Genomic DNA, 22,868 nt, shown 5'->3' on the forward strand with positions numbered 1-22,868 from the left:
GATCCCCTAGATCGACTGGGGACTACCCAAGCGGCCCCGACCTTACGGTGACCCGCGAGCAAGCCACGCGATCTCGCGATGTCACAGAGGGTCTGATGCCGACTACACAGGAACAGAAGCTCCGCGACTACCTCCGCCGGGTCACGGCCGAACTGGCCGAGACCAAGGACCGGCTGCGCGCCGTCGAGGACCGCGCCGCCGAGCCGGTCGCGGTGGTCGGCATGGCCTGCCGGTTCCCCGGCGGCGCGGTCACCCCGGAGCGGCTGTGGGACGTGGTCACCTCGGGCACCGACGCGATCGGCGACCTGCCCGGCGACCGCGGCTGGGACCTCGCCGCGCTCGCCGGGCACCAGGGCGGCTTCGTGGCCGACGCGGGCGCGTTCGACCCGGGCTTCTTCGGCGTGTCGCCGCGCGAGGCGCTGGCGATGGACCCGCAGCAGCGGCTGCTGCTGGAACTGGCCTGGGAGGCCGTGGAACGCGCCCGGGTCGACGTCACCACGCTGAAGGGCTCGCGCACGGGCGTGTTCGTCGGCGCCGGACCGTCCGGTTACGGCTCCGGCGCCGCCCCCGACGGCACCGAGGGACACCTGCTCACCGGCGGCTCCGGGGCCGTGTTGTCCGGGCGCGTCGCCTACACCCTGGGGTTCACCGGACCCGCCGTCACCGTGGACACCGCGTGCTCGTCGTCGCTGGTCGCCGTGCACCTGGCGGTCGAGGCGCTGCGGCGCGGGGAGTGCGCTACCGCGCTCGCGGGCGGGGTCACGATCATGGCGCTGCCGACGGCGTTCCAGGAGTTCGCCAAGCAGGGCGGCCTCGCCGCCGACGGCCGCTGCCGCGCCTTCGGGGCCGACGCCACCGGCACCGGCTGGGGCGAAGGCGCGGGCGTGCTGGTGCTGGAACGGCTGTCCGACGCCGTGCGGCGGGGCCACCGCGTGCTCGCGGTGATCCGGGGCAGCGCGGTGAACTCCGACGGCGCCTCCAACGGTCTGACCGCCCCCAGCGGCACCGCCCAGCGCCGCGTGATCCGCCAGGCCCTCGCCGCGGCCGGGCTGACCGAGCGGCAGGTCGACCTCGTCGAGGCGCACGGCACCGGGACGGTGCTCGGCGACCCGATCGAGGCGCGGGCCCTGCTGGCCACCTACGGCCGCGACCGCACCGAGGACCGGCCGCTCCACCTCGGGTCGGTGAAGTCGAACATCGGCCACACCCAGGCCGCGGCGGGCGTCGCGGGCCTGATCAAGGCGATCATGGCGCTGCGCGCGGCGACCCTGCCCCGCACCCTGCACGCCGACACCCCGACCACGCAGGTCGACTGGACCGAGGGCCACGTCGAACTCCTCACCGCCAACCGCCCCTGGCCCGAGACCGGCGAACCCCGCCGCGCCGCCGTCTCCGCCTTCGGTGTCGGCGGCACCAACGCCCACGTCATCCTCGAGGCCGCCGAGGCCGCCGAGGCCACACCGGACACACCGGCTCCGGCCGAGCGGCCCGTCGCCTGGGTGTTCTCGGGTCGCACGGCTGCCTCGTTGTCCCGGCAGGCCACCAAGTTCCTCGACGAGGTCGACGCCAACCCGGTCGCGGTCGCGGCGGCGTTGGCGACGACCCGGGCCGCGTTGCCGCACCGCACCGCCGTGGTCGGCACGAGCCTCGACGACCTGCGGGCCGGGCTGCGCGCCATCGCCGAGCAGCGGCCGTCGGCCGCGGTGGTCCCCGCCGGCGTCGCCGGGAGCGGGTCCGTGGTCGCGCTGTTCTCCGGTCAAGGGGCGCAGCGGGCGGGCATGGGCGCCGAGCTGTACGCCGCCGAACCGGTCTTCGCCGCGACCATCGACGAACTCGCCGAGCACCTGACCGCGGCCACCGGACACGACCCGCGCGCGGTCATGTTCGCGTCGGCGGGCAGCGCCGATGCCGAACTGCTGAACCGCACCGACCACACCCAGACCGCGCTGTTCGCCTACGAGGTCGCGCTCTACCGGCTCCTGGAAAGCCGGGGACTCCGGCCCGACCACCTGCTCGGCCACTCCATCGGCGAACTCGCCGCCGCGCACGTCGCCGGGGTGTTCTCCGCCGCCGACGCCGCCCGGCTCGTCGCGGCCCGGGGCAGGCTCATGGGCGCGGTCACCGCCGACGGCGCCATGGTCTCGATCCGCGCCACCGAGGCCGACGTCCTGCCCCTCCTGGGGGACGCGGTCTCCATCGCCGCGGTCAACGGCCCGGCCTCCACCGTCGTCTCCGGCGACGAGGACGCCGTCGCCGACGTGGCCCGCCGCGCCGCCGACCTCGGCCACCGCGTGACCCGGCTGCGCGTCAGCCACGCGTTCCACTCCGCGCACATGGACCCGATCCTCGACGAGTTCCGCGCTGTCGCCGAGACCGTCGACTACCGCGAACCCGAGCTGCCGGTGGTCTCCGGCCTGACCGGCGAGATCGCGGACCGGCTGCACACCCCCGACTACTGGGTGCGGCACGTGCGCGAGGCCATCCGCTTCGGCGACGGTGTCCGGTTCCTCGTCGAGCGCGGCGCGCGCCGGTTCGTCGAGATCGGCCCCTCCGCCGCGCTCACCGGCCTGGTCGAGGAAGCCACCGACGGCGCGCTCGTCGTCCCCGTGTCCCGCTCGGCCGTCCCCGAGACCAAGGCCCTGGTCACCGCGCTGGCCCGCCTGCACGTCGACGGCGTCCCCGTCGACTGGGCCGCGACCTTCGCCGGGGTCGACCCCGCCGACCTGCCCACCCACGCTTTCGCCCGCGACCACTTCTGGCTGCCCGCGGAGCCCCCGCGCGCCGCCGACCACGACCTGGCCGACGCGCTGCGCGACGCCGACGGCCTCAGCCGCCTGCTCGGTGCCGACGAGGACCAACGACGCTCCCTCGGCACCGCCCTCCCGTTGCTGACCCGCTGGCTGGACTCCCGCCGCGACCAGGACACCATCGGCCGCTGGACGTACCGCACCACGTGGGCACCCCTCCCCGCCGAACGAACGCCCGGCGCCCTCACCGGCACCTGGGCCGTACTGTCCGAAGAGGACGAACTCGCCGCCCGGATCGAGGCGGCCCTCGGTGAGGCGGGCGCGACCGCCATCCGCGCCACCGCGGCGGAACTGGCCGGGATCGACGGCCTGGCGGGCGTGATCTCCCTGCTGGCCCTCGACGAACGCCCGCACCCCGACCACCCCGGCGTCCCCACGGGCCTCGTCGCCAACGCCGCCCTCGCCGACCTGCCCACGGCCGTCCCGCTGTGGTTGGTCACCCGGGGCGCGGCCGAAAACCCGGTCCAGGCGAGCACCTGGGGCCTCGGGCACACCATCGCCCTGGAGACCCCGGACCGCTGGGGCGGCCTCCTCGACCTGCCCGACGACTGGGACGGCCGCCACTTGGCCCGCTGCCTCACCGGAACCGACGGACGCCTCGCGATCCGCGCGACCGGTGTCCACGCCGAACGCCTGACCCGCCACCCGCTCCCCGCCGCCGACCACGACTGGTCCGGCACCACCCTCATCACCGGCGGCTCCGGCGCACTCGCCGCGCACGTCGCCCGCCACCTCGCCGACCGGGGCGCCGAGCACATCCTGCTCGCCAGCCGCCGCGGCGACCGGGCCCCCGGCGCCGCCGAACTCCGAGCCCTGGGCACCCGCGTCAGCCTCGTCGCCTGCGACACCGCCGACCGCGACCAGCTGGCCGCCCTCCTCGACGCCATCCCCGACGACGTCCCGCTCCGCGCCGTCGTGCACACCGCCGGGGTCCTCGACGACGGCGTCCTCGCCGCGCTCACCCCCGAGCGGTTCGCGGCCGTGCTGCGCCCCAAGGTCGACACCGCCCGCCACCTCGACGAGCTGACCCGCGACCACCCGCTGTCGGCGTTCGTGCTGTTCTCCTCCCTGGCCGCCACCGCCGGTTCCGCCGGGCAGGCCAACTACGCCGCCGCCAACGCCGCGCTCGAGGCCATCGCCCGTGCCCGGCACGCCGTGGGACTCCCGGCGACCGCTGTCGCGTGGGGACCGTGGGCGGGCACCGGCATGGCCGCCGACAGCCGCGTCGCCGACCGGCTCCGCCGCGCGGGCACCCCGGCCATGGACCCGGCGACGGCGTGCGCGGCCCTGTCGGCCGCCATCGGGGCCACGGACCCGGTCGTCGTCGTGGCCGACATCGACTGGTCCCGCTTCGTCCCGGCCACCGCCGGTCCCAGGACTCGCGGCTTCCTCAGCCCGCTCGCCGCCGAACTCCCCGCCCCGGAAGCGGACCCGATCGACCTCACCGGACCGGACCGGGTCGCCGCGCTCACCGACTTGGTGCGCGCCGAGGCCGCAGCCGTGCTCGGACACGACGGCCCGGAGCGCGTCGAGGCCGCGTTGTCCTTCCGGGAGAACGGGTTCGACTCGCTGACCGCCGTCGAGTTCCGCAACCGGCTCGCCACCGCCACCGGCCTGTCTCTCTCCGCGACACTCGTCTTCGACTTCCCGACCCCCGCCGAGCTGGCCGCCCACCTGGACGGGCTGCTGACCGGCGAGTCGGCCGCGGTGGCCACCGCCACGGTCGCCGTCGTGGACGACCCCATCGCCATCGTCGGGATCGGCTGCCGGTTCCCCGGCGGTGTCACCACGCCCGCCGAGTTCTGGCGGCTCATCGCCGACGGCGTCGACGCCGTCGGCCCGTTCCCCCACGACCGCGGCTGGACCACCACCGGCGACTACGCCCACGAGGGCGGGTTCCTGCACGACGCCACCCATTTCGACGCCGGGTTCTTCGGCGTCTCCCCGCGCGAGGCCCTGGCCATGGACCCGCAGCAGCGCCTGCTGCTGCACACCGCATGGGAGGCCGTCGAACGGGCGGGCATCGACCCGACCGGGCTGCGCGGCGCACGCGTCGGCGTGTTCGTCGGTACCAACGGTCAGGACTACCCGGCCGTGCTCGCCACGTCCGACGACGACCTCGGCGGCCACGCGGGCACCGGCAACGCGGCGAGCGTCGTGTCCGGCCGCCTCGCCTACACCCTCGGGTTGCGCGGCCCGGCCATCACCGTCGACACCGCGTGCTCGTCCTCCCTGGTCGCCCTGCACCTGGCGGCGGACTCGCTGCGGCGCGGCGAGTGCGCCATGGCGCTGACCGGCGGCGCGACCATCATGTCGACCCCCGCCGCGTTCGCCGAGTTCGCCCGCCAGCGCGGCCTTGCCGCCGACGGCCGCTGCAAGCCCTTCGGCGCGGGTGCGGACGGCACCGGCTGGGGTGAGGGCGTCGGCGTGCTCGTGCTCGAACGGCTCTCCGACGCGCGCCGCAACGGTCACCCGGTCCTCGCGGTCGTGCGCGGCAGCGCGATCAACTCCGACGGCGCCTCCAACGGCCTGACCGCCCCCAACGGGCCGGCCCAGCAGCGGGTCATCGCCGACGCGCTCGCCGCCGCCGGACTCACCCCCGACGACGTCGACGTGGTCGAGGCGCACGGCACCGGCACCACCCTGGGCGACCCCATCGAGGCCCAGGCGCTGCTGGCCGCCTACGGCCGCGACCGGGCGGAACCGCTGTGGATCGGGTCGGTCAAGTCGAACATCGGCCACACCCAGGCCGCCGCGGGCGTGGCGGGGGTGATCAAGGTGGTGCTGGCCATGGCCGCCGGTATCGCCCCGCGCAGCCTGCACGCCGACGAACCCACACCGCACGTGGACTGGGCCGCGGGCGCGGTGCGAGTGCTGGCCGACGAGGTGCCGTGGCCGGCGCGCGGCCGTCCGCGCCGGGCCGGGGTGTCCGCGTTCGGGGTCAGCGGCACCAACGCGCACGTGGTGCTGGAATCCGTGGAACCGGAATCCGTCCCCGCGGTGGCGGACCGGCCCGCGTTGTGGTTGCTCTCGGGGCGGACCGAGGACGCGCTGCGGGCCCAGGCGGACCGGCTGCTCGGCGCCACCGAATCGTCCACTCAGGACATCGGCTTCGCCCTGGCGATCTCGCGGACCCACTTCCCCCACCGGGCCGCGATCGCGGGCGACACCCGGGGCGACCTGGTGCGCGGGCTGCGCGCCCTGCGGGACCGCGAACCCGGGACGGTCCTCGGTTCGGCCTCCGGCGGCGGGTTCGCCGTGGTGTTCCCCGGGCAAGGCGCCCAACGCGCGGGCATGGGCGCCGGCCTGCACGCGGCGTTCCCCGCCTTCGCCGACGCGTTCGACGAGGTCGCGGCGCACCTCGATCCCCGGCTGCCCCGACCGGTGCGCGAGCTCCTGGTTGGCCCGGACCTCGACCGCACGGAGTTCACCCAGCCCGCGCTGTTCGCCGTCGAGGTCGCGCTCTTCCGGCTGCTGGGCGAGTGGGGACTGCGGCCCGACGTCGTGGCCGGGCACTCCATCGGCGGGATCACCGCCGCCCACGTCGCCGGGGTCCTCGACCTCGACGCCGCCGCCGAGCTGGTGACCGCGCGCGGACGACTCATGCAGGCCCTGCCCGAGGGCGGGGCGATGGTGTCGGTGGCCGCGTCCGAGCACGAGGTGCTGCCGCTGCTGGAGGGCGCGGACGTCGACATCGCGGCGGTCAACGGCCCGCGGTCGGTCGTGTTGTCCGGCCCGGCGGACGCGGTCCGCGCGATCGCGGCCGTGCTGGCCGATCGGGGCCACCGCACCAGGGAACTCCGGGTCAGCCACGCCTTCCACTCGCGGCTCGTCGACCCGATGCTGGACGAGTTCCGCGCGGTCCTCGGCACCCTGACCCTCACCGCGCCGACCCTGCCGGTCATCTCCGAGGTCACCGGCGGCGACGCCGACCTGACCGCGCCCGGGTACTGGGTCGAGCACGCCCGCCGCCCGGTCCGGTTCGCCGACGTCCTGACCACCCTCGCCGAGCGCGGGATCACCCGCGTGCTGGAGGTCGGCCCCGGCGGCGCGCTCAGCGCGATGGCCGCCGAGGCCCTGCCTGTCGCGATCCCGCTGCTGCGCGGCGACGCGTCCGAACCCCACCTGCTCCGCGCCGCGCTGGGCCGACTCCACGTCACCGGGGTGAGCGCCGACTGGCCCGCGGTCTTCGCCACCGACCAGCCGCGCCGCGTCGACCTGCCCACCTACGCCTTCCAGACCACGCGCTACTGGCCCCGCCGCCGTCCGCAAGGCAACCAGCTCGCGTACCAGGTCCAGTGGAAACCGTTGTCCGGCAACGGGGTCCCGTCGGGCCGCTGGCTCGTCCTCGACCCGGACCTCGCCGAACCGCTCCGCGCGCGCGGACTGGACGCGGTCACCCTGCCCGCCGACGGCGAGTTCGCGGGAGTCGTCCACGAGCCGACCGACGCGGCTGCGGTCGCCGATGCCCTACGGACGCTGGCCGCCGATGGGATCGACGCGCCGTTGTGGTGCGTGACCAGGAACGCGGTCGCCGCGGTCGCCGGTGATCCGGTCGACCCGGGAGCCGCCGAGATCTGGGGTCTCGGCCGGGTCGCGGCCCTCGAAGTCGGGTCCCGCTGGGGCGGGCTCATCGACATCCTGACCGACCTCGACCACGGGATCGCCGACCGGGTGCTGGCCACCTTGGCGGGCGACGAGGACCAGGTCGCCGTTCGGGCGAGCGGCCGTTTCGGCCGCAGGCTCACCCGCCTCGACCTCGACGGCACCACCTGGCAGCCCACCGGCACGGTCCTGATCACCGGCGGCACCGGCGGGCTCGGCGCCCAGGTCGCGAAATGGCTCGCCGCGCGCGGCGCCGAGCACCTGGTGCTGGTCGGCCGGTCCGGGCGGGTCGCGCCGGAACTCGTCGACGAACTGAGCGGACTCGGCGCCAGGGTGTCCGCGCGCGCCTGCGACGTGGCCGACCGGGCCCAGGTCGAGGCGCTGATCGCGGAGATCGGGCCGATCCGGGCCGTGGTGCACGCCGCCGGGATCGCCGTCGACACCCCGGTCACCGACCTGGACGCGGCCGGGCTCGCCGAGGTGGCGGCGGCCAAGGCCCGGGGCGCGGACCACCTCGACGCGCTGCTGCCCGACCTCGACGCCTTCGTCCTGTTCTCCTCGGTCGCCGCCGCCTGGGGCAGCGGCGGGCAGGCCGCCTACGCCGCCGCCAACGCCCACCTCGACGGCCTCGCCGCCCGCAGGCGCGCCCGGGGACAGTCCGCCGTGTCACTCGCGTGGGGACCGTGGGCCGGCGCGGGCATGGCCGCCAGGGAAGGCGCGGCGGACCGGTTGGCCGCGCGGGGATTGCGCCTGCTCGACCCGGAAGCCGCGTTGCCCGCGCTCACCGCCGCCGGGCCCGCCGAGATCGTCGTCGCCGACGTCGACTGGGACCGCTTCGGACCACTGTTCACCAGCTCCCGCCCCAGCCCGCTGCTGGCCGAACTCCTGCCCCGACCGGCCGCGGCGCCCGTCGAGGAGTCCGCGTTGGCCGTCGAGCTGGCCGGGCGCACCGAGGTCGAACGACACCGGCACGTCCTCGACCTGGTCCGCCGCGCGGCCGCCGGGGTGCTCGGGCACACCGACCCGGTCGCCGTGGGCCGTGACGACACGTTCCAGGGACTGGGTTTCGACTCACTGCTGGCCGTGGAGTTCCGGGACGCGCTGGCCGCGCGCACCGGGCTGCCGCTGCCGGTGAGCCTGGTGTTCGACCACCCGACCCCCGCCGCGCTGGCCGACCACCTGCTCGGCGCCGACCTCGCGCCGGTCGAGGCCCGCGCGGTCGTGGCCGACGACCCGATCGTGATCGTCGGGATGGCCTGCCGGTTCCCCGGCGGCGTCGACAGCCCGGAACGGCTGTGGGACCTGGTCTTGGCGGGCGGCGACGCGATCGGCGGGTTCCCCGAGGACCGGGGCTGGGACCTCGACGGGCTCTACGACCCGGACCCGGACGCGGCGGGCAAGTCCAGCACGCGCTCCGGCGGCTTCGTCGCCGCCGCCGGGTTCGACGCGCCGTTCTTCGGCATGAGCCCGCGCGAGGCGCTGGCCACGGACCCGCAGCAGCGGCTCGTGCTGGAGACCGCGTGGGAGACGCTGGAGCGCGCCGGGATCGTGCCGTCCACGCTGCGCGGCAGCGACACGGCCGTGTTTGTCGGCGCGGGCGCGTCCGGGTACGGCGCGGGGGTCACCGAGGTGCCGGAGGGCGCCGAGGGGTACCTGATGACCGGCGGCGCGGGCAGCGTGCTGTCCGGACGCGTCGCGTACACGCTCGGGCTGGAGGGGCCCGCGGTCACCGTCGACACCGCGTGCTCGTCCTCGCTCGTCGCCCTGCACCTGGCGTGCCGGGCGCTCGCGGCGGGGGAGACCTCGCTGGCGCTGGCGGGCGGCGTGACCGTGATGGGGACACCGGGCGCGTTCGTCGAGTTCTCCCGGCAGCGCGGGCTTTCCGCCGACGGCCGGTGCAAGTCGTTCGCCGCCGCCGCCGACGGCACGGGGTGGGCCGAGGGCGCGGGCATGCTGCTGCTCGAACGGCTCTCCGACGCGCGGCGGCACGGGCACCGCGTGCTCGCGGTCGTGCGGGGCTCGGCGGTGAACTCGGACGGGGCGTCCAACGGGCTGACCGCGCCGAGCGGGCCGTCGCAGCAGCGGGTGATCCGGCAGGCGCTGGCCAACGCCGGCCTGCGGGCGTCCGATGTGGACGTTGTGGAGGCGCATGGCACCGGCACCGTGCTGGGCGACCCGATCGAGGCCGGGGCGCTGCTGGCCACCTACGGGCGGGACCGGGACCGGCCGCTGTGGCTGGGGTCGGTGAAGTCGAACATCGGCCACACCCAGGCGGCGGCGGGCGCGGCGGGGATCATCAAGCTGGTGCTGGCCATGCGGCACGGGGTGCTGCCGCGCAGCCTGCACATCGACGCCCCGACCCCGCACGTGGACTGGGCGTCCGGGGCGATCAGGCTGCTGAGCGAGTCGGTCGAGTGGGACTCCGCCGGGCCCCGGCGGGCGGGTGTGTCGGCGTTCGGGGTCAGCGGGACCAACGCGCACGTGATCCTGGAGGCGCCCGCGGTCGATGGCGACCTTATGTCTGTTGTGGACAGTGGGTTGATTCCGGTGTCGGGGCGGACTCCGGAGGCGTTGCGGGATAACGCTTCTCGGCTGCTGGAGCTGGTGGAGTCGCGGCCCGAGCTGACAGCGGGCGCGCTCGCGGGGGCGTTGGCGGCGGGGCGGGCTTCCTTTGAGGAGCGGGCGCTGGTCCGCGCGGGTGACCGTGGTGATCTCGCTCGGGGTTTGCGGGCGGTTGCTGACGGTGTGCCTGCCGCGCATGTGGTGGTCGGTAGTGCTGATGCGCCGCGCACGGTCGCGTTCCTGTTCTCCGGTCAGGGTGCGCAGCGGGCCGGGATGGGGCGGGAGCTGTATGCGGCGCACCCGGCGTTCGCGGCGGCGTTCGACGAGGTGTGCGCGGAGCTGGACCGGCACCAGGACCGGCACCTGGACCGGTCGGTGCGCGAGGTCGTGTTCGACGGTGGTGAGCTGCTCGACCAGACCGTGTACACGCAGGCCGGGCTGTTCGCGGTCGAGGTCGCGCTGGTGCGGCTGCTGGGGAGTTGGGGTGTGCGGCCCGCCTATGTCGGTGGGCACTCGATCGGTGAGCTGACGGCCGCCCATGTCGCGGGGGTGCTCGACCTGGCTGACGCCGCCGCGCTGGTGGCGGCGCGGGGGCGGCTCATGCAGGCGTTGCCCGTGGGTGGGGCCATGATCGCTGTCGAGGCCGATGTGGACGAGCTTTCGCTGGTCGACGGGGTGGCCGTGGCGGCGGTGAACGGGCCGCGCGCGGTTGTGCTGTCCGGGGTGGCCGACGGTGTCGAGGCTGTGGCGGAGCAGGTGCGGGGGCTGGGTCGGCGGGTGCGGCGGTTGCGGGTGTCGCACGCGTTCCACTCACCGCTGATGGAGCCGATGCTGGCGGAGTTCCGGGCGGTGGCGGCGCGGGTGACGTACCGGGAGCCGGTTTTGCCGGTGGTTTCCAACGTCACCGGCGCGCCGGCGGCCGGGGACGACCTGCGGACGCCGGACTACTGGGTGGCGCACGTGCGCGGGACCGTGCGGTTCGCGGACGGGGTGCGGTCGCTGCGGGCCGCGGGCGTCGACTGCTTCGTGGAGGTCGGGCCGGACGCCGTGCTGTCGGCGCTGGTCGACGCGGACGAGTCGCTGGTGGTGGCGACGCTGCGCCGGGACCGGGACGAGCGGGCCGCGCTGGACGCGGCCGTGGCGCGGCTGCACGTCGGGGGAGTGGCGGTCGACCTCGCGGCGATGGCGGGCCCGGCTACTTGGGTCGATCTGCCGACGTATGCCTTCCAGCGCCGGGACTACTGGCTGACCGGCACGGCGGTGGTGGGGAACGGGCAGGAGAAGACCGGACGGGAACTGCTGCCCGTGGCGGTGCCTGTCGCCGGTGGGTCGGCTGCCGGTGTTTCCGGTGTCGTGCCGGAGGTGGGCGGCCGCCGGCCCCCGGAATCGAGTCTAGCGGCGGGGGCCGACAAAACCGGGGGCGTGACCGGTGGGGCTGTGGACAACTCCGGGGTCCTGTTGACGCATCGGCTTTCGTTGCGGGGTCACCCGTGGTTGGCGGGGCATCGGGTTGCCGGGCGGGTGTTGTTCCCCGGGACCGGGTTCCTTGAGCTGGCGTTGATCGCGGGGGATCGGGTGGGGGTGTCGCGGGTCGAGGAGTTCGTGCTCGGGGCGCCGTTGGTGGTGGATGGCGACGTCGACCTGCAGGTGTCCGTGGGTGGGCCGGACTCGGCCGGGGCACGGACGGCTGTCGTGCATTCCCGGCGCGGGGCGGCTTGGACGCATCACGGGACGGCCGTGCTGACCTCCGGTGGGGTTGCCGGGTTCGACCTGGTCCAGTGGCCGCCGCGTGGGGCGGAGGCGGTGGATGTCGACGGTGTGTACGAGAGTTCGGAGTACGACGGGCTGTTCCGGGGGCTGCGGCGGGTGTGGCGGGCCGGTGACGAGCTGTTCGCCGAGGTGTCGTTGCCTGAGGACGGGCGGGACGTCAGCGGGTTCGGGCTGCACCCGGCGCTGCTCGACGCGGCGCTGCACGCGTTGAGGTTTGTCGCGGGGCAGGGGGAGCCCGAGCGGCGGTTGCCGTATGTCTGGACCGGGGTGGAGCTGTTCGCGACCGGGGCCACGGACCTGCGGGTTCGACTGCGGCCGACCGGGGGCGAGACCACGTACCGGGTGGAGGCGGCGGATCCGGCGGGCAACCCGGTGTTCGCGGCCGAGTCGCTGGTGCTGCGGCCCGCGCCGGACGACGCGGTCCCGGTGGTCGAGTCCGTCGCGGAGAAGAAGGTGGTTGAGCGCCCGGTCGCCGCGACCGGGAGCGCCCCGCGACTGGGCGGGTTGGCTGAGCGGGAGCGGGAAGAGGCGCTGCTCGCGGTGGTGCGGGCCGAGGCCGCCGCCGTGCTGGGGTACGAGCGGGCCGAGGACATCCAGCCGAAGCGGGCGTTCTCGGAGTTGGGGGTGACCTCGATGACCGCGGTGGAGTTGCGCAACGCGCTCGCCGCGGCGGTGGGGGTGCGGTTGCCCGCGACCCTGGTGTTCGACCACCCGACTCCGCTGGTTCTTGCCAGGCATCTGAGGGGCCTGCTCGACGGGGAGGACACCGGGCCCGTTCGGGTCGCGGTGCGCGCGGTGGATGGTGACGACCCGATCGTCATCGTCGGCATGGGGTGCCGCTACCCCGGCGGCGCCGACTCGCCCGCCGCGCTGTGGGACCTGGTCGACGCGGGCACCGACGCCATCACCTCCCTGCCGCCCGACCGGGGCTGGGACCTCGACGCGCTCTACCACCCCGACCCCGACCACCCCGGCACCTGCTACGCCCGCGAAGGCGGCTTCCTGCACGGCGCCGGTCTGTTCGACCCCGGGTTCTTCGGCATCTCCCCGCGCGAGGCCACCGCCATGGACCCGCAGCAGCGGCTGCTGCTGGAGACCTCCTGGGAGGCGATCGAACGCGCGGGCATCGACCCCGAATCCCTGCGCGGCACGCAAACCGGCGTGTTCGCCGGGGTGACCTACCAGGACTACACCACGCTCCTGCTGTCCGCGACGGACAGCTTCGAGGGGTTCCTCGGCACCGGCAACTCGCCCAGCGTGCTGTCCGGCCGCCTCGCCTACACCCTCGGACTCCAGGGCCCGGCCGTCACCGTCGACACCGCCTGCTCGTCCTCGCTGGTCGCGCTGCACTGGGCCTGCCACTCGCTGCGCCAAGGCGACTGCACGCTCGCGCTCGCTGGTGGTGTCACGGTCATGGCCACCCCCGGATCGCTGATCGAGTTCTCCCGTCAGCGGGCCCTGGCGCCCGACGGCCGCAGCAAGGCGTTCGGTGCCGGGGCCGACGGGGCCAGCTGGGGCGAGGGCGCGGGCATGCTCGTGCTGGAACGGCTTTCCGACGCCCGCCGCAACGGTCACCCCGTGCTGGCCGTCGTGCGCGGGTCGGCGGTCAACTCGGACGGCGCTTCCAACGGGCTCACCGCGCCCAACGGGCCCGCGCAGCAGCGGGTCATCCAGCGCGCGCTGGCCACCGCCGGGCTCACGGCCGCCGAGGTCGACGCCGTCGAGGCGCACGGCACCGGCACCACCCTCGGCGACCCCATCGAGGCGCAGGCGCTGCTCGCCACCTACGGTCGCGAACACACCGACGACCGGCCGCTGTGGCTGGGGTCGGTGAAGTCCAACATCGGGCACCCGCAGGCCGCGGCGGGGGTCGCGGGTGTGATCAAGATGGTCGAGGCGCTGCGGCACGGGCGGCTGCCCCGCACCCTGCACGCCGCCGAGCCGTCCCCGCACATCGACTGGACCGAGGGCGCCGTCCGGCTCCTCGACCAACCCCGCGACTGGGCGGCCAACGGGCACCCCCGGCGCGCCGGGGTGTCGTCGTTCGGCATGAGCGGCACCAACGCGCACGTCATCCTCGAAGAGGCCGAACCCGCCCCGGAACACCCGGGCACCCCGCTCGACGGCCCCACCCCGTTCCCGCTGTCCGCCAGGACCGCCACCGCCCTACGCGCCGGAGCGAGCCACCTGCTGTCGCTTGTGGACGCTCCCCTCGGCGACGTCGCGCATTCGCTCATCGCCACCCGCACCCGGTTCGAGCACCGCGCGGTCGTGGTCGCCGCCGACGCCGAGTCGCTGCGCGCCGGAGCGCGGGCCCTGGCCGTCGGTGAGCAGGCCGACGCCGTGGTCACCGGGCTCGCGGACCTCACGGGCAAGACCGCGTTCGTCTTCCCCGGGCAAGGGGCCCAGTGGGTCGGGATGGGCGTGGAACTGCTCGCGTCGTCGCCGGTGTTCGCCGACAGCATCGACGCCTGCGAACGGGCGCTGGCACCGCACGTGGACTGGTCGCTGCGGGACGCGCTCACCCGGGCCGACGCGCTCGACCGGCTCGACGTGGTGCAGCCCGCGCTGTTCGCGGTCATGGTGTCGCTGGCCCGCCTCTGGCAGTCGCACGGCGTCCACCCCGCCGCCGTGGTCGGCCACTCGCAGGGCGAGATCGCCGCCGCGCACATCGCGGGCGCCCTGTCCCTCGAGGACGCGGCCAAGGTGGTCGCGTTGCGCAGCAGGGCACTCGGCGCGCTCAGCGGCGCGGGCGGCATGGTGTCGCTGCGCGTCGACCCCGACAGCGCCGCCGACCTCATCGCCCGCTGGGACGGCCGGATCTCCCTCGCGGCGCTCAACGGACCCGAAAGCGTCGTCGTCGCCGGTGACGCGGACGCCCTCGACGAGCTGATCGCGCACTGCGACGGGACCGACTCGCGCGCCCGCCGCGTCCCCGTCGACTACGCCTCGCACTCCGCGCACGTCGAACGCATCGAGACCGAACTGCGCGAGGTCCTCGCCGACCTCGACCCGCGGCCCGCCGAGATCCCGTTCTACTCCACAGTGGACGATGCCTGGCTGGACCGCCCGCTCGACGCCGACTACTGGTACCGGAACCTGCGGCAGACCGTCCGGTTCGAGTCCGCCACCCGCGCCCTGCTCGACCAGGGCTTCGACGCGTTCGTCGAACTCAGCCCGCACCCCGTGCTGGGCATGGCCGTGCGGCAGACCACCGACGCGCTCGACCTCGACCGCGAACCCGCCGTCATCGGCTCACTGCGCCGCGACGAGGGCTCCCTCGACCGGTTCCTGCGCTCCCTCGCCGAGGCCCACGTGCGGGGCGTCGACGTCGACCTGGCCCCGGCCGCCCCCGGCACGCGCGTCGACCTGCCGACCTACCCGTTCCAGCGCGACCGCTACTGGCCCACCCTCGGCTCCGGCCCGGTGGTCGACACCGTCGCCGCCGAGTTCTGGACGTCGGTCGCCGACACCGACACCGCGGACCTGTCCCGCCTCATCGGCGTCACACCCGACACCCCGTGGGAACGGGTCGTGCCCGCGCTCGCCGACTGGCGCAAGCGCCAGGCCGAACGCCACGACGCCGACGACCGCGCCTACCGCGTCCGCTGGCAGCCCCTGGCCGAGCGGAACGGCGTCCCGGGCGGCACCTGGCTCGCGGTCGTCCCCGCCACCCTCGACGGCGACCCGTGGCTCACCGCCGTCCTCGACTCGCTCACCGCCACCGGCCTGTCCTTCGCGACCCTGCCCGTCGACGCCCCCGACCGCGCCACCCTCGCGGACCTGCTGGCGGCCCGGCAGTTCGACGGCGTGCTGTCCCTGCTCGCCCTCGACCACCGCCTGGTCACCACGCTCGCCCTGGTGCAGGCCCTCGACGACGCCGGGGCAGCCGCCCCGCTGTGGTGCCTGACCCGGGAGGCCGTCGCCGCGCGCGACGGCGACCGCGTCACCGCACCGGACCAGGCGCTGGTCTGGGGACTCGGCCGCGTCGTCGCGCTGGAGAACCCCGGCCGCTGGGGCGGCCTGATCGACCTGCCCGCCGAACCCGACCCCCGCACCGGCGACCGGGTCGCGGCCGTGCTGGCCGGACACGACGGCGAGGACCAGGTCGCCGTCCGCGCCTCCGGGACACTGGGCCGCAGGCTCGTCCGCGCCCCCGGCCGCGCCACCGGAACCGACACCTGGCGGCCCACCGGCACCACGTTGATCACCGGCGGCACCGGCGCGCTCGGCGCGCGGCTGGCCCGCAGGCTCGCCGGTGCGGGCGCCGAACACCTCCTGCTGCTCAGCAGGCGCGGACTCGACGCCGACGGCGCGGCCGATCTGGTCACCGAGCTGGCGGCACTGGGCGCCGAGGTCACCGTCGCCCGCTGCGACGCCGCCGACCGCGACGCCCTGGCCGCCACCCTCGCCGCGATCCCCGCCCGGTTCCCGCTGCGGGCCGTCGTCCACGCGGCAGGCGTGTTGGCCGACGGCGTGGTCGGCGCGCTCACCCCCGAACGGCTCGCCGCCGTCGTCGAACCCAAGTGGACCGCCGCCCGCCACCTGCACGAGCTGACGAGCGACCTCGACGCGTTCATCCTGTTCTCCTCCACCGCAGGCGTCTGGGGCGGCCCCGGCCAGGCCAACTACGCCGCCGCCAACGCCGGGCTCGACGCGCTCGCCGAACACCGCGCCGGACTCGGCCTGCCCGCCACCTCCATCGCCTGGGGCCCCTGGGCCGACGAGGGCATGGCCGGGGGAGTCGCCGACCGGCAGCGCCGGGGCGGCATCCACGTCCTGGCGCCGGACGCCGCCGTCGACACCCTGCTCGCCGTCGTCGCCGCAGGCACCCCGACGCTGACCGTGGCGGGCGTCGACTGGGCCACCTACGCGCCCGCCTTCACCGCGCTGCGCCCCAGCCCGCTGCTCGCCGAACTGCCCGAAGCCGCCCAGACCGCCGTCGAACGGCCCGCCGACGCCGGGGACCTGCGCGCCAAGGTCGCCGGGCTCACCGGCGCCGACCGCGAACGCGCCGTCCTCGACGTGGTCCGCGCCCAGGCCGCCGCCGTTCTCGGCCACCCGAGCGCCGACGCCGTCGAACCCCGCCGCGCGTTCTCGGATCTCGGCTTCGACTCGCTCACCGCCGTCGACCTGCGCAACCGGCTCACCGCCGCCACGGGCCTGCGGCTGCCCAGCACCCTGATCTTCGACTACCCGACCGCGACGGCGCTCGGCCGCTACCTGCGCGCGCAACTCGGCGACGACACGGACCAGCCCGCGGAAACCGTCGTCCAGGCCGCGTCCGACACCGACCCGATCGTCATCGTCGGCATGGCCTGCCGCTTCCCCGGCGGCGTCGACAGCCCGGAGCGGCTGTGGGACCTGGTGCGCACCGGCACCGACGCGATCGGCCCGCTGCCCACCGACCGGGGCTGGCCCCTCGACACGCTGCTCGCCGGCGCCAGCGACACCGCCGAGGGCGGCTTCCTCACCGGCGCCTTCGCCTTCGACGCCGACTTCTTCGGCATCTCCCCGCGCGAGGCCCTGGCCATGGACCCGCAGCAGCGGCTCGTGCTGGAGACCGCCTGGGAGGCGCTGGAACGCGCGGGCATCGACCCGACCTCGTTGCGCGGCACCGACACCGGCGTCTTCGCGGGCAGCAACGGGCAGGACTACACGACACTGCTCGTCGAGTCCCGCGAGGTCGGCGAGGGACACCTGATGACCGGCAACGCCGCGAGCGTCCTGTCCGGCCGGGTGGCCTACGTCCTGGGGCTGGAAGGCCCGGCGGTCACCGTGGACACGGCGTGCTCGTCGTCGCTGGTGGCGCTGCACTGGGCCGCGCGGGCGATCCAGCGCGGCGAGTGCACCCTGGCGCTGGCGGGCGGCGTGACCGTGATGGCCACGCCGGGCTCGCTCGTCGAGTTCTCCCGGCAGAGCGGGCTCGCCGCCGACGGCCGGTGCAAGGCGTTCTCCGACGCGGCCGACGGCACCGGGTGGTCCGAGGGCGCCGGGATGCTCGTCGTCGAGCGCCTGTCCGACGCGCAACGGCACGGGCACCCCGTGTTGGCCGTCGTGCGGGGCTCGGCGGTGAACTCCGACGGCGCGTCGAACGGGCTGACCGCGCCGAGCGGGCCGTCGCAGCAGCGGGTGATCCGCCGCGCTCTGGCCGAGGCCGGGCTGCGGCCGTCCGAGGTGGACGCCGTGGAGGCGCACGGCACCGGGACCCGTCTCGGCGACCCGATCGAGGCCCAGGCGCTGCTCGCCACCTACGGGCAGGACCGCGCCGAGCCGCTGTGGTTGGGGTCGGTGAAGTCGAACATCGGCCACACCCAGGCCGCCGCCGGGGTCGCCGGGGTGATCAAGGTGGTCGAGGCCATGCGGCACGGCGTGCTGCCCGCCACCCTGCACGTCGGCACGCCGTCCACCGAGGTCGACTGGTCCGGCGGCGCCGTCGAGGTGCTGGCGGAGTCCCGGGCCTGGGACGTCGACCGGCCGCGCCGCGCCGGGGTGTCGTCGTTCGGCATCAGCGGCACCAACGCGCACGTCATCCTCGAACAAGGCCCGGATGCGGAGCCCGGCAACGCCGAGGACGCCTTGGTCGCGTGGCCGATCTCGGCCCGCACGGCCGACGCGCTCACCGACCAGGCCGCGCGGCTGCGCGCGGTCGACGGGACCGCCACCGACCTCGGGTACTCCCTGGCCACCTCCCGCGCCGCCCTCACCGAACGCGCCGTCGTCGTCGGCGCGAGCCTCGATGAACTCCGAGCCGGACTCGACGCGCCCACCGCGCGCGGTCGGGCCACCGGGGACCGCCGGGTCGCGTTCGTCTTCGCGGGCCAAGGCGCCCAACGCGCGGGCATGGGCCAAGACCTGCGCGCCCGGTTCCCCGTCTTCGCCGCCGCGTTCGACGAGGTCCTCGCGCACTTCGACCCGGCCGTCGCCGAAGCCGCGCGCACCGGCGACAACCTCGACCGCACCGACCTGACCCAGCCCGCCCTGTTCGCCCACGGCGTCGCGCTGCACGGGCTCCTCACCTCCTGGGGAGTCACCCCGGAGGTGCTGCTCGGCCACTCCATCGGCGGGATCACCGCCGCCTACCTCGCCGGTGTCTGGTCGCTGGCGGACGCCTGCGCGCTCGTCGCCGCGCGCGGCAGGCTCATGGCGGCGCTCCCGGCGGGCGGCGCCATGGTGTCCCTGCGCGCCACCGAGGCCGAGGTCGTCCCGCTGCTCACCGACGGCGTGTCCGTCGCCGCGGTCAACGGGCCGTCGTCGGTCGTGATCTCCGGTGTCGAGGACGAGGTCGCCGCCATCGCCGCCGAGGTCGCGGCCCGGGGCGGCAAGACCAAGCGGCTCACCGTCAGCCACGCCTTCCACTCGCCGCTGATGGAACCCGTGCTCGCCGAGTTCGCCGCCGTCGCCGCGAGCCTCACCTACCGCGAGCCGACCACGCCGGTGATCTCCGACCACACCGGCACCCACGCGACCGGGCTGACCGACCCCGACTACTGGGTCCGGCACGTCCGCGACGCCGTCCGGTTCGCCGATGGCGTCACCGCGGCCCTCGACCGCGGCATCGACACCGTCGTCGAGATCGCGCCGCGGGCGGTGTTGTCGTCGGCCGTCCACGAGATCGCCGACGGCCGCGCGCCGGGAGTCGTCGCGCTGGTCCGGGACGGGATCGCGGAGGACCGCGCGGCGCTCGCCGGGCTGGGCGCGCTGTGGGTGCGCGGGGTCGAGGTCGACTGGGCGCCGGTGTTCGACGGCCTGGGCGCTCGACGGGTCGACCTGCCGACGTACCCGTTCCAGCGGGAACTGTTCCGGCCCACGCCCGCCGCGCGGGTCGGCGACGTGACGGCGGCCGGGCTCGGCGCCGCCGGGCACCCCCTGCTGGGGGCCGTGGTCGAACTGGCCGACGGCGGCTGGCTGCTGTCCGGGCGCCTGTCCACCCGCACCCACCCGTGGCTGGCCGACCACCGCGTGCGCGACCGGATCCTGTTCCCCGGCACCGGGTTCCTCGAACTCGCGCTCCGCGCGGGCGACCTCGTCGGCGCCGACGGACTCGCCGAACTCACCCTCGCCGCGCCGCTGGTGCTGCCCGAGGACGGCGGTGTGCGGATCCAGGTGCTCGTCGACGGCGACACGGTCCGCGTCCACTCCCGCCGCGACGACACCGACGAGTGGACCACCCACGCCACCGGCCAGTTCGGCCCCGGCGGCACACCGGACCCGGTCGGCACCTGGCCGCCCGCGGGCGCGGAACCCGTTGACCTGTCGAACTTCTACGCCGACTACGCCACCGGAGGCTTCGCCTACGGCCCGGTCTTCCAAGGACTGACCGCCGCCTGGCGCACCCCGACCGAGGCGTTCCTCGAGGTCGACCTGCCCGAAGGTGACGCCGACGAGTTCTCCGTGCACCCGGCGCTGCTCGACGCCGCGCTGCAAGGACTGGTGTTCGTCTCCGAGGGCGGCGCGCGGGTGCCGTTCTCCTGGGACCGCGTCACCCTGCACGCCGTCGGCGCGCGGCACCTGCGGGTCCGGGTCGCCGCAACCGCGACCAACACCGTCTCCCTCTCCGCCGCCGACGCGACCGGCGCGCCCGTGCTGACCGCGCGCGGCGTCGTCATGCGTGAACTCGGTGCGGACCGCCCCGCCCCCGCGGCGCCCTTGCTGGAACTGGACTGGGAGGCGTGCGACCCGGTCGCCGGGACGCCCGTCGACGTTGTGACGCTGTCGGTGACCGGCACCGATCCGCTCGCCGAGTTGACCCGCGTCCTCACCGCAGTCCAAGCCCACCTCGCCCACGACACCGACTCCAGGCTCGTAGTGGTGACCAGAGGCGCGGTCGAGGTCGATGACGGCGTGAGCGTCGGGCAGGCGCCGATCGACGTCGCGGGCGCGGCGGTGTGGGGGCTGATCCGGTCGGTCATCACCGAACGACCGGGTCGCGTCGCGATCGTCGACGTCGACAGCGGGGACGTGCCCGCCGAGGTGTTGGCCTCCGGGTTGCCGCAGGTCGCCGTCCGCGCCGGACGCGCCTACACCCCGCGCCTGGCCCGCGTCGTCGAGCCGCCCGCGCTGCCCGACGGGGAGTGGCGCGCCGTCCACGACGACACCGGTTCGCTGGACGGGATCGGCGTCGCTCCCGCCGAACCCAGGCCCCTGGTGTCCGGTGAGGTCCGGGTGTCGCTACGCGCCACCGGCCTCAACTTCCGCGATGTGCTCACCGTGCTGGGCATGTACCCGGGCGACCCGGCACCGCTCGGGCTCGAGGGCGCGGGGGTGGTGACCGAGGTCGCGTCCGATGTGGACGGACTCGCGCCCGGGGACCGGGTGCTCGGCATGTTCCCCGCCGCGCTCGCCACCTCCGCCGTCGCCGACGCCCGACTGCTCGCCCCCATCCCCGACGGGATGTCCTTCACCGACGCCGCCACCATCCCGATCGCCTACCTGTCCGCCTACTACGCCCTCCACGACCTCGCCGGGCTCCGCGCGGGTGAACGCGTCCTCGTCCACGCCGCCGCCGGAGGGGTCGGCATGGCCGCCGTCCACCTCGCCCGGCACTGGGACGCCCACGTCGTCGGCACGGCGGGCCCGGCCAAGCACGCCGCCCTCGACCTTGCCGCCACCGACCTCGCCTCGTCCCGGGACCTCGCCTTCGCGGACCGCTTCGCCCCCGTCGACGTCGTCCTCAACTCCCTCGCGGGCGAGTTCATCGACGCCTCGCTGCGCCTGCTGCGCCCCGGCGGCCGGTTCATCGAACTCGGCAAGACCGACATCCGCTCCCCGGATGGCGTCCGCTACCGCGCCTTCGACCTCGTCGAGGCCGGACCGGACCGCATCCGCGAGATGCTGGCCGACATCACGCGGCTGCTGCGCGACGGCCACATCGCGGCCCTGCCGGTCACCGCGCGGCCCGCGCGCGACCTGTCCGCCGCGTTCCGCCACATGGCCGCCGCCCGCCACATCGGCAAGGTGGTCATCACCGTCCCGGCCCCGCTCGACGACCGCCCGGTCCTGGTCACCGGCGGGACCGGCGGCATCGGCTCGCGGCTGGTCCGGCACCTCGTCACCGAGCACGGCGTCCGCGACCTCGTGCTGATCAGCCGTAGTGGCGGTGAGGCACCCACGGACCTCGACGCCCGGATACGGGTCTTCGCCTGCGACGTCACCGACCGCGCCGCGCTGGCCAAGGTCATCGCCGAGGTCGGCGACCTCGCGGCCGTGTTCCACACCGCGGGCGTCGTCGACGACGCCGTCACCGCCGGTCTGACCCCGGATCGACTCGCCGCCGTCCTCGCCCCCAAACTCGACGGCGCCCGCGCCCTGCACGACCTCACCCTCGACATGGACCTGCGCCGCTTCGTCGTGTTCTCCGGCGCGGCGGGCCTGCTCGGCGGCGCGGGGCAGGGCAACTACGCCGCCGCCAACACCGCCCTCGACGCCTTCCTCCGCACCCGCCGCGCCCGGGGCCTGCCCGCCACCGCGCTGGCGTGGGGGCCGTGGACCACCGAGTTCGGCATGACCAGCGCGCTGTCCGAAGTGGACGTCCGGCGGCTGGCGTCGGCCGGGTTGCGACCGCTGTCGGAGGCCGACGGCCTGGCCATGCTCGACGCCGCGCTGGCCTCCGGCCGCGCCGAACTCGTCCCGATCAAGCTCGACCTCAACGCCCTGCGGGCCAACCCGAAGCGCGTACCCGCGCTGCTGCGGGGTCTCGTCCCGGCCGCGAAGCCCCGGGCCCGGGTCGCGGAGGTGGAGGTGGTGCCGCTGGCCGACCGGCTGGCCGCGCAGACCCCCGCCGACCGCGTCGACACCCTGCTCGACCTGGTCACCGGGGCCGCAGCGGCCGTGCTCGGGCACGGCTCCGCCGACCGCGTCGACCCCGAGCGCAGCTTCGACGACCTCGGCTTCGACTCGCTGACCGCGGTCGAGCTGCGCAACCGGCTCGCCGCCGCGACCGGGGTGCGGCTGCCCGCGACGCTCGTGTTCGACCACCCCACCGCGGTCGAGCTGGTCGCCGCGCTGCTCACCGACCTGGTCCCCGACCACGCCGCGCCCGCGGCGCCGGAGACCGACACCGAGGTGGACGCCGCCGACGCCGACGAGCTGTTCGCCCTGCTCGACCGCGAACTGGAGAGCTGA

At 75.6% G+C, this 22,868-nt stretch carries 1 protein-coding gene; it reads left to right on the forward strand.

Annotation, left to right across the window (positions count from 1 at the left end):
- Window positions 1-95: 95 nt before the first annotated feature.
- Window positions 96-22,868 carry a type I polyketide synthase gene (locus CLV40_RS39425; RefSeq protein ID WP_245931233.1) on the forward strand — a complete coding sequence of 7,591 codons (22,773 nt, stop codon included), beginning with the start codon at window positions 96-98 and terminating at the stop codon, window positions 22,866-22,868.

Source organism: Actinokineospora auranticolor, from assembly GCF_002934265.1.
In the GTDB taxonomy this organism is placed as follows: Bacteria; Actinomycetota; Actinomycetes; order Mycobacteriales; family Pseudonocardiaceae; genus Actinokineospora; species Actinokineospora auranticolor.

Excerpts from the sequence above, each read along its gene's own strand:
- CLV40_RS39425 (WP_245931233.1), top strand. The coding sequence starts at position 96 with ATGCCGACTACACAGGAACAGAAGCTCCGCGACTACCTCCGCCGGGTC.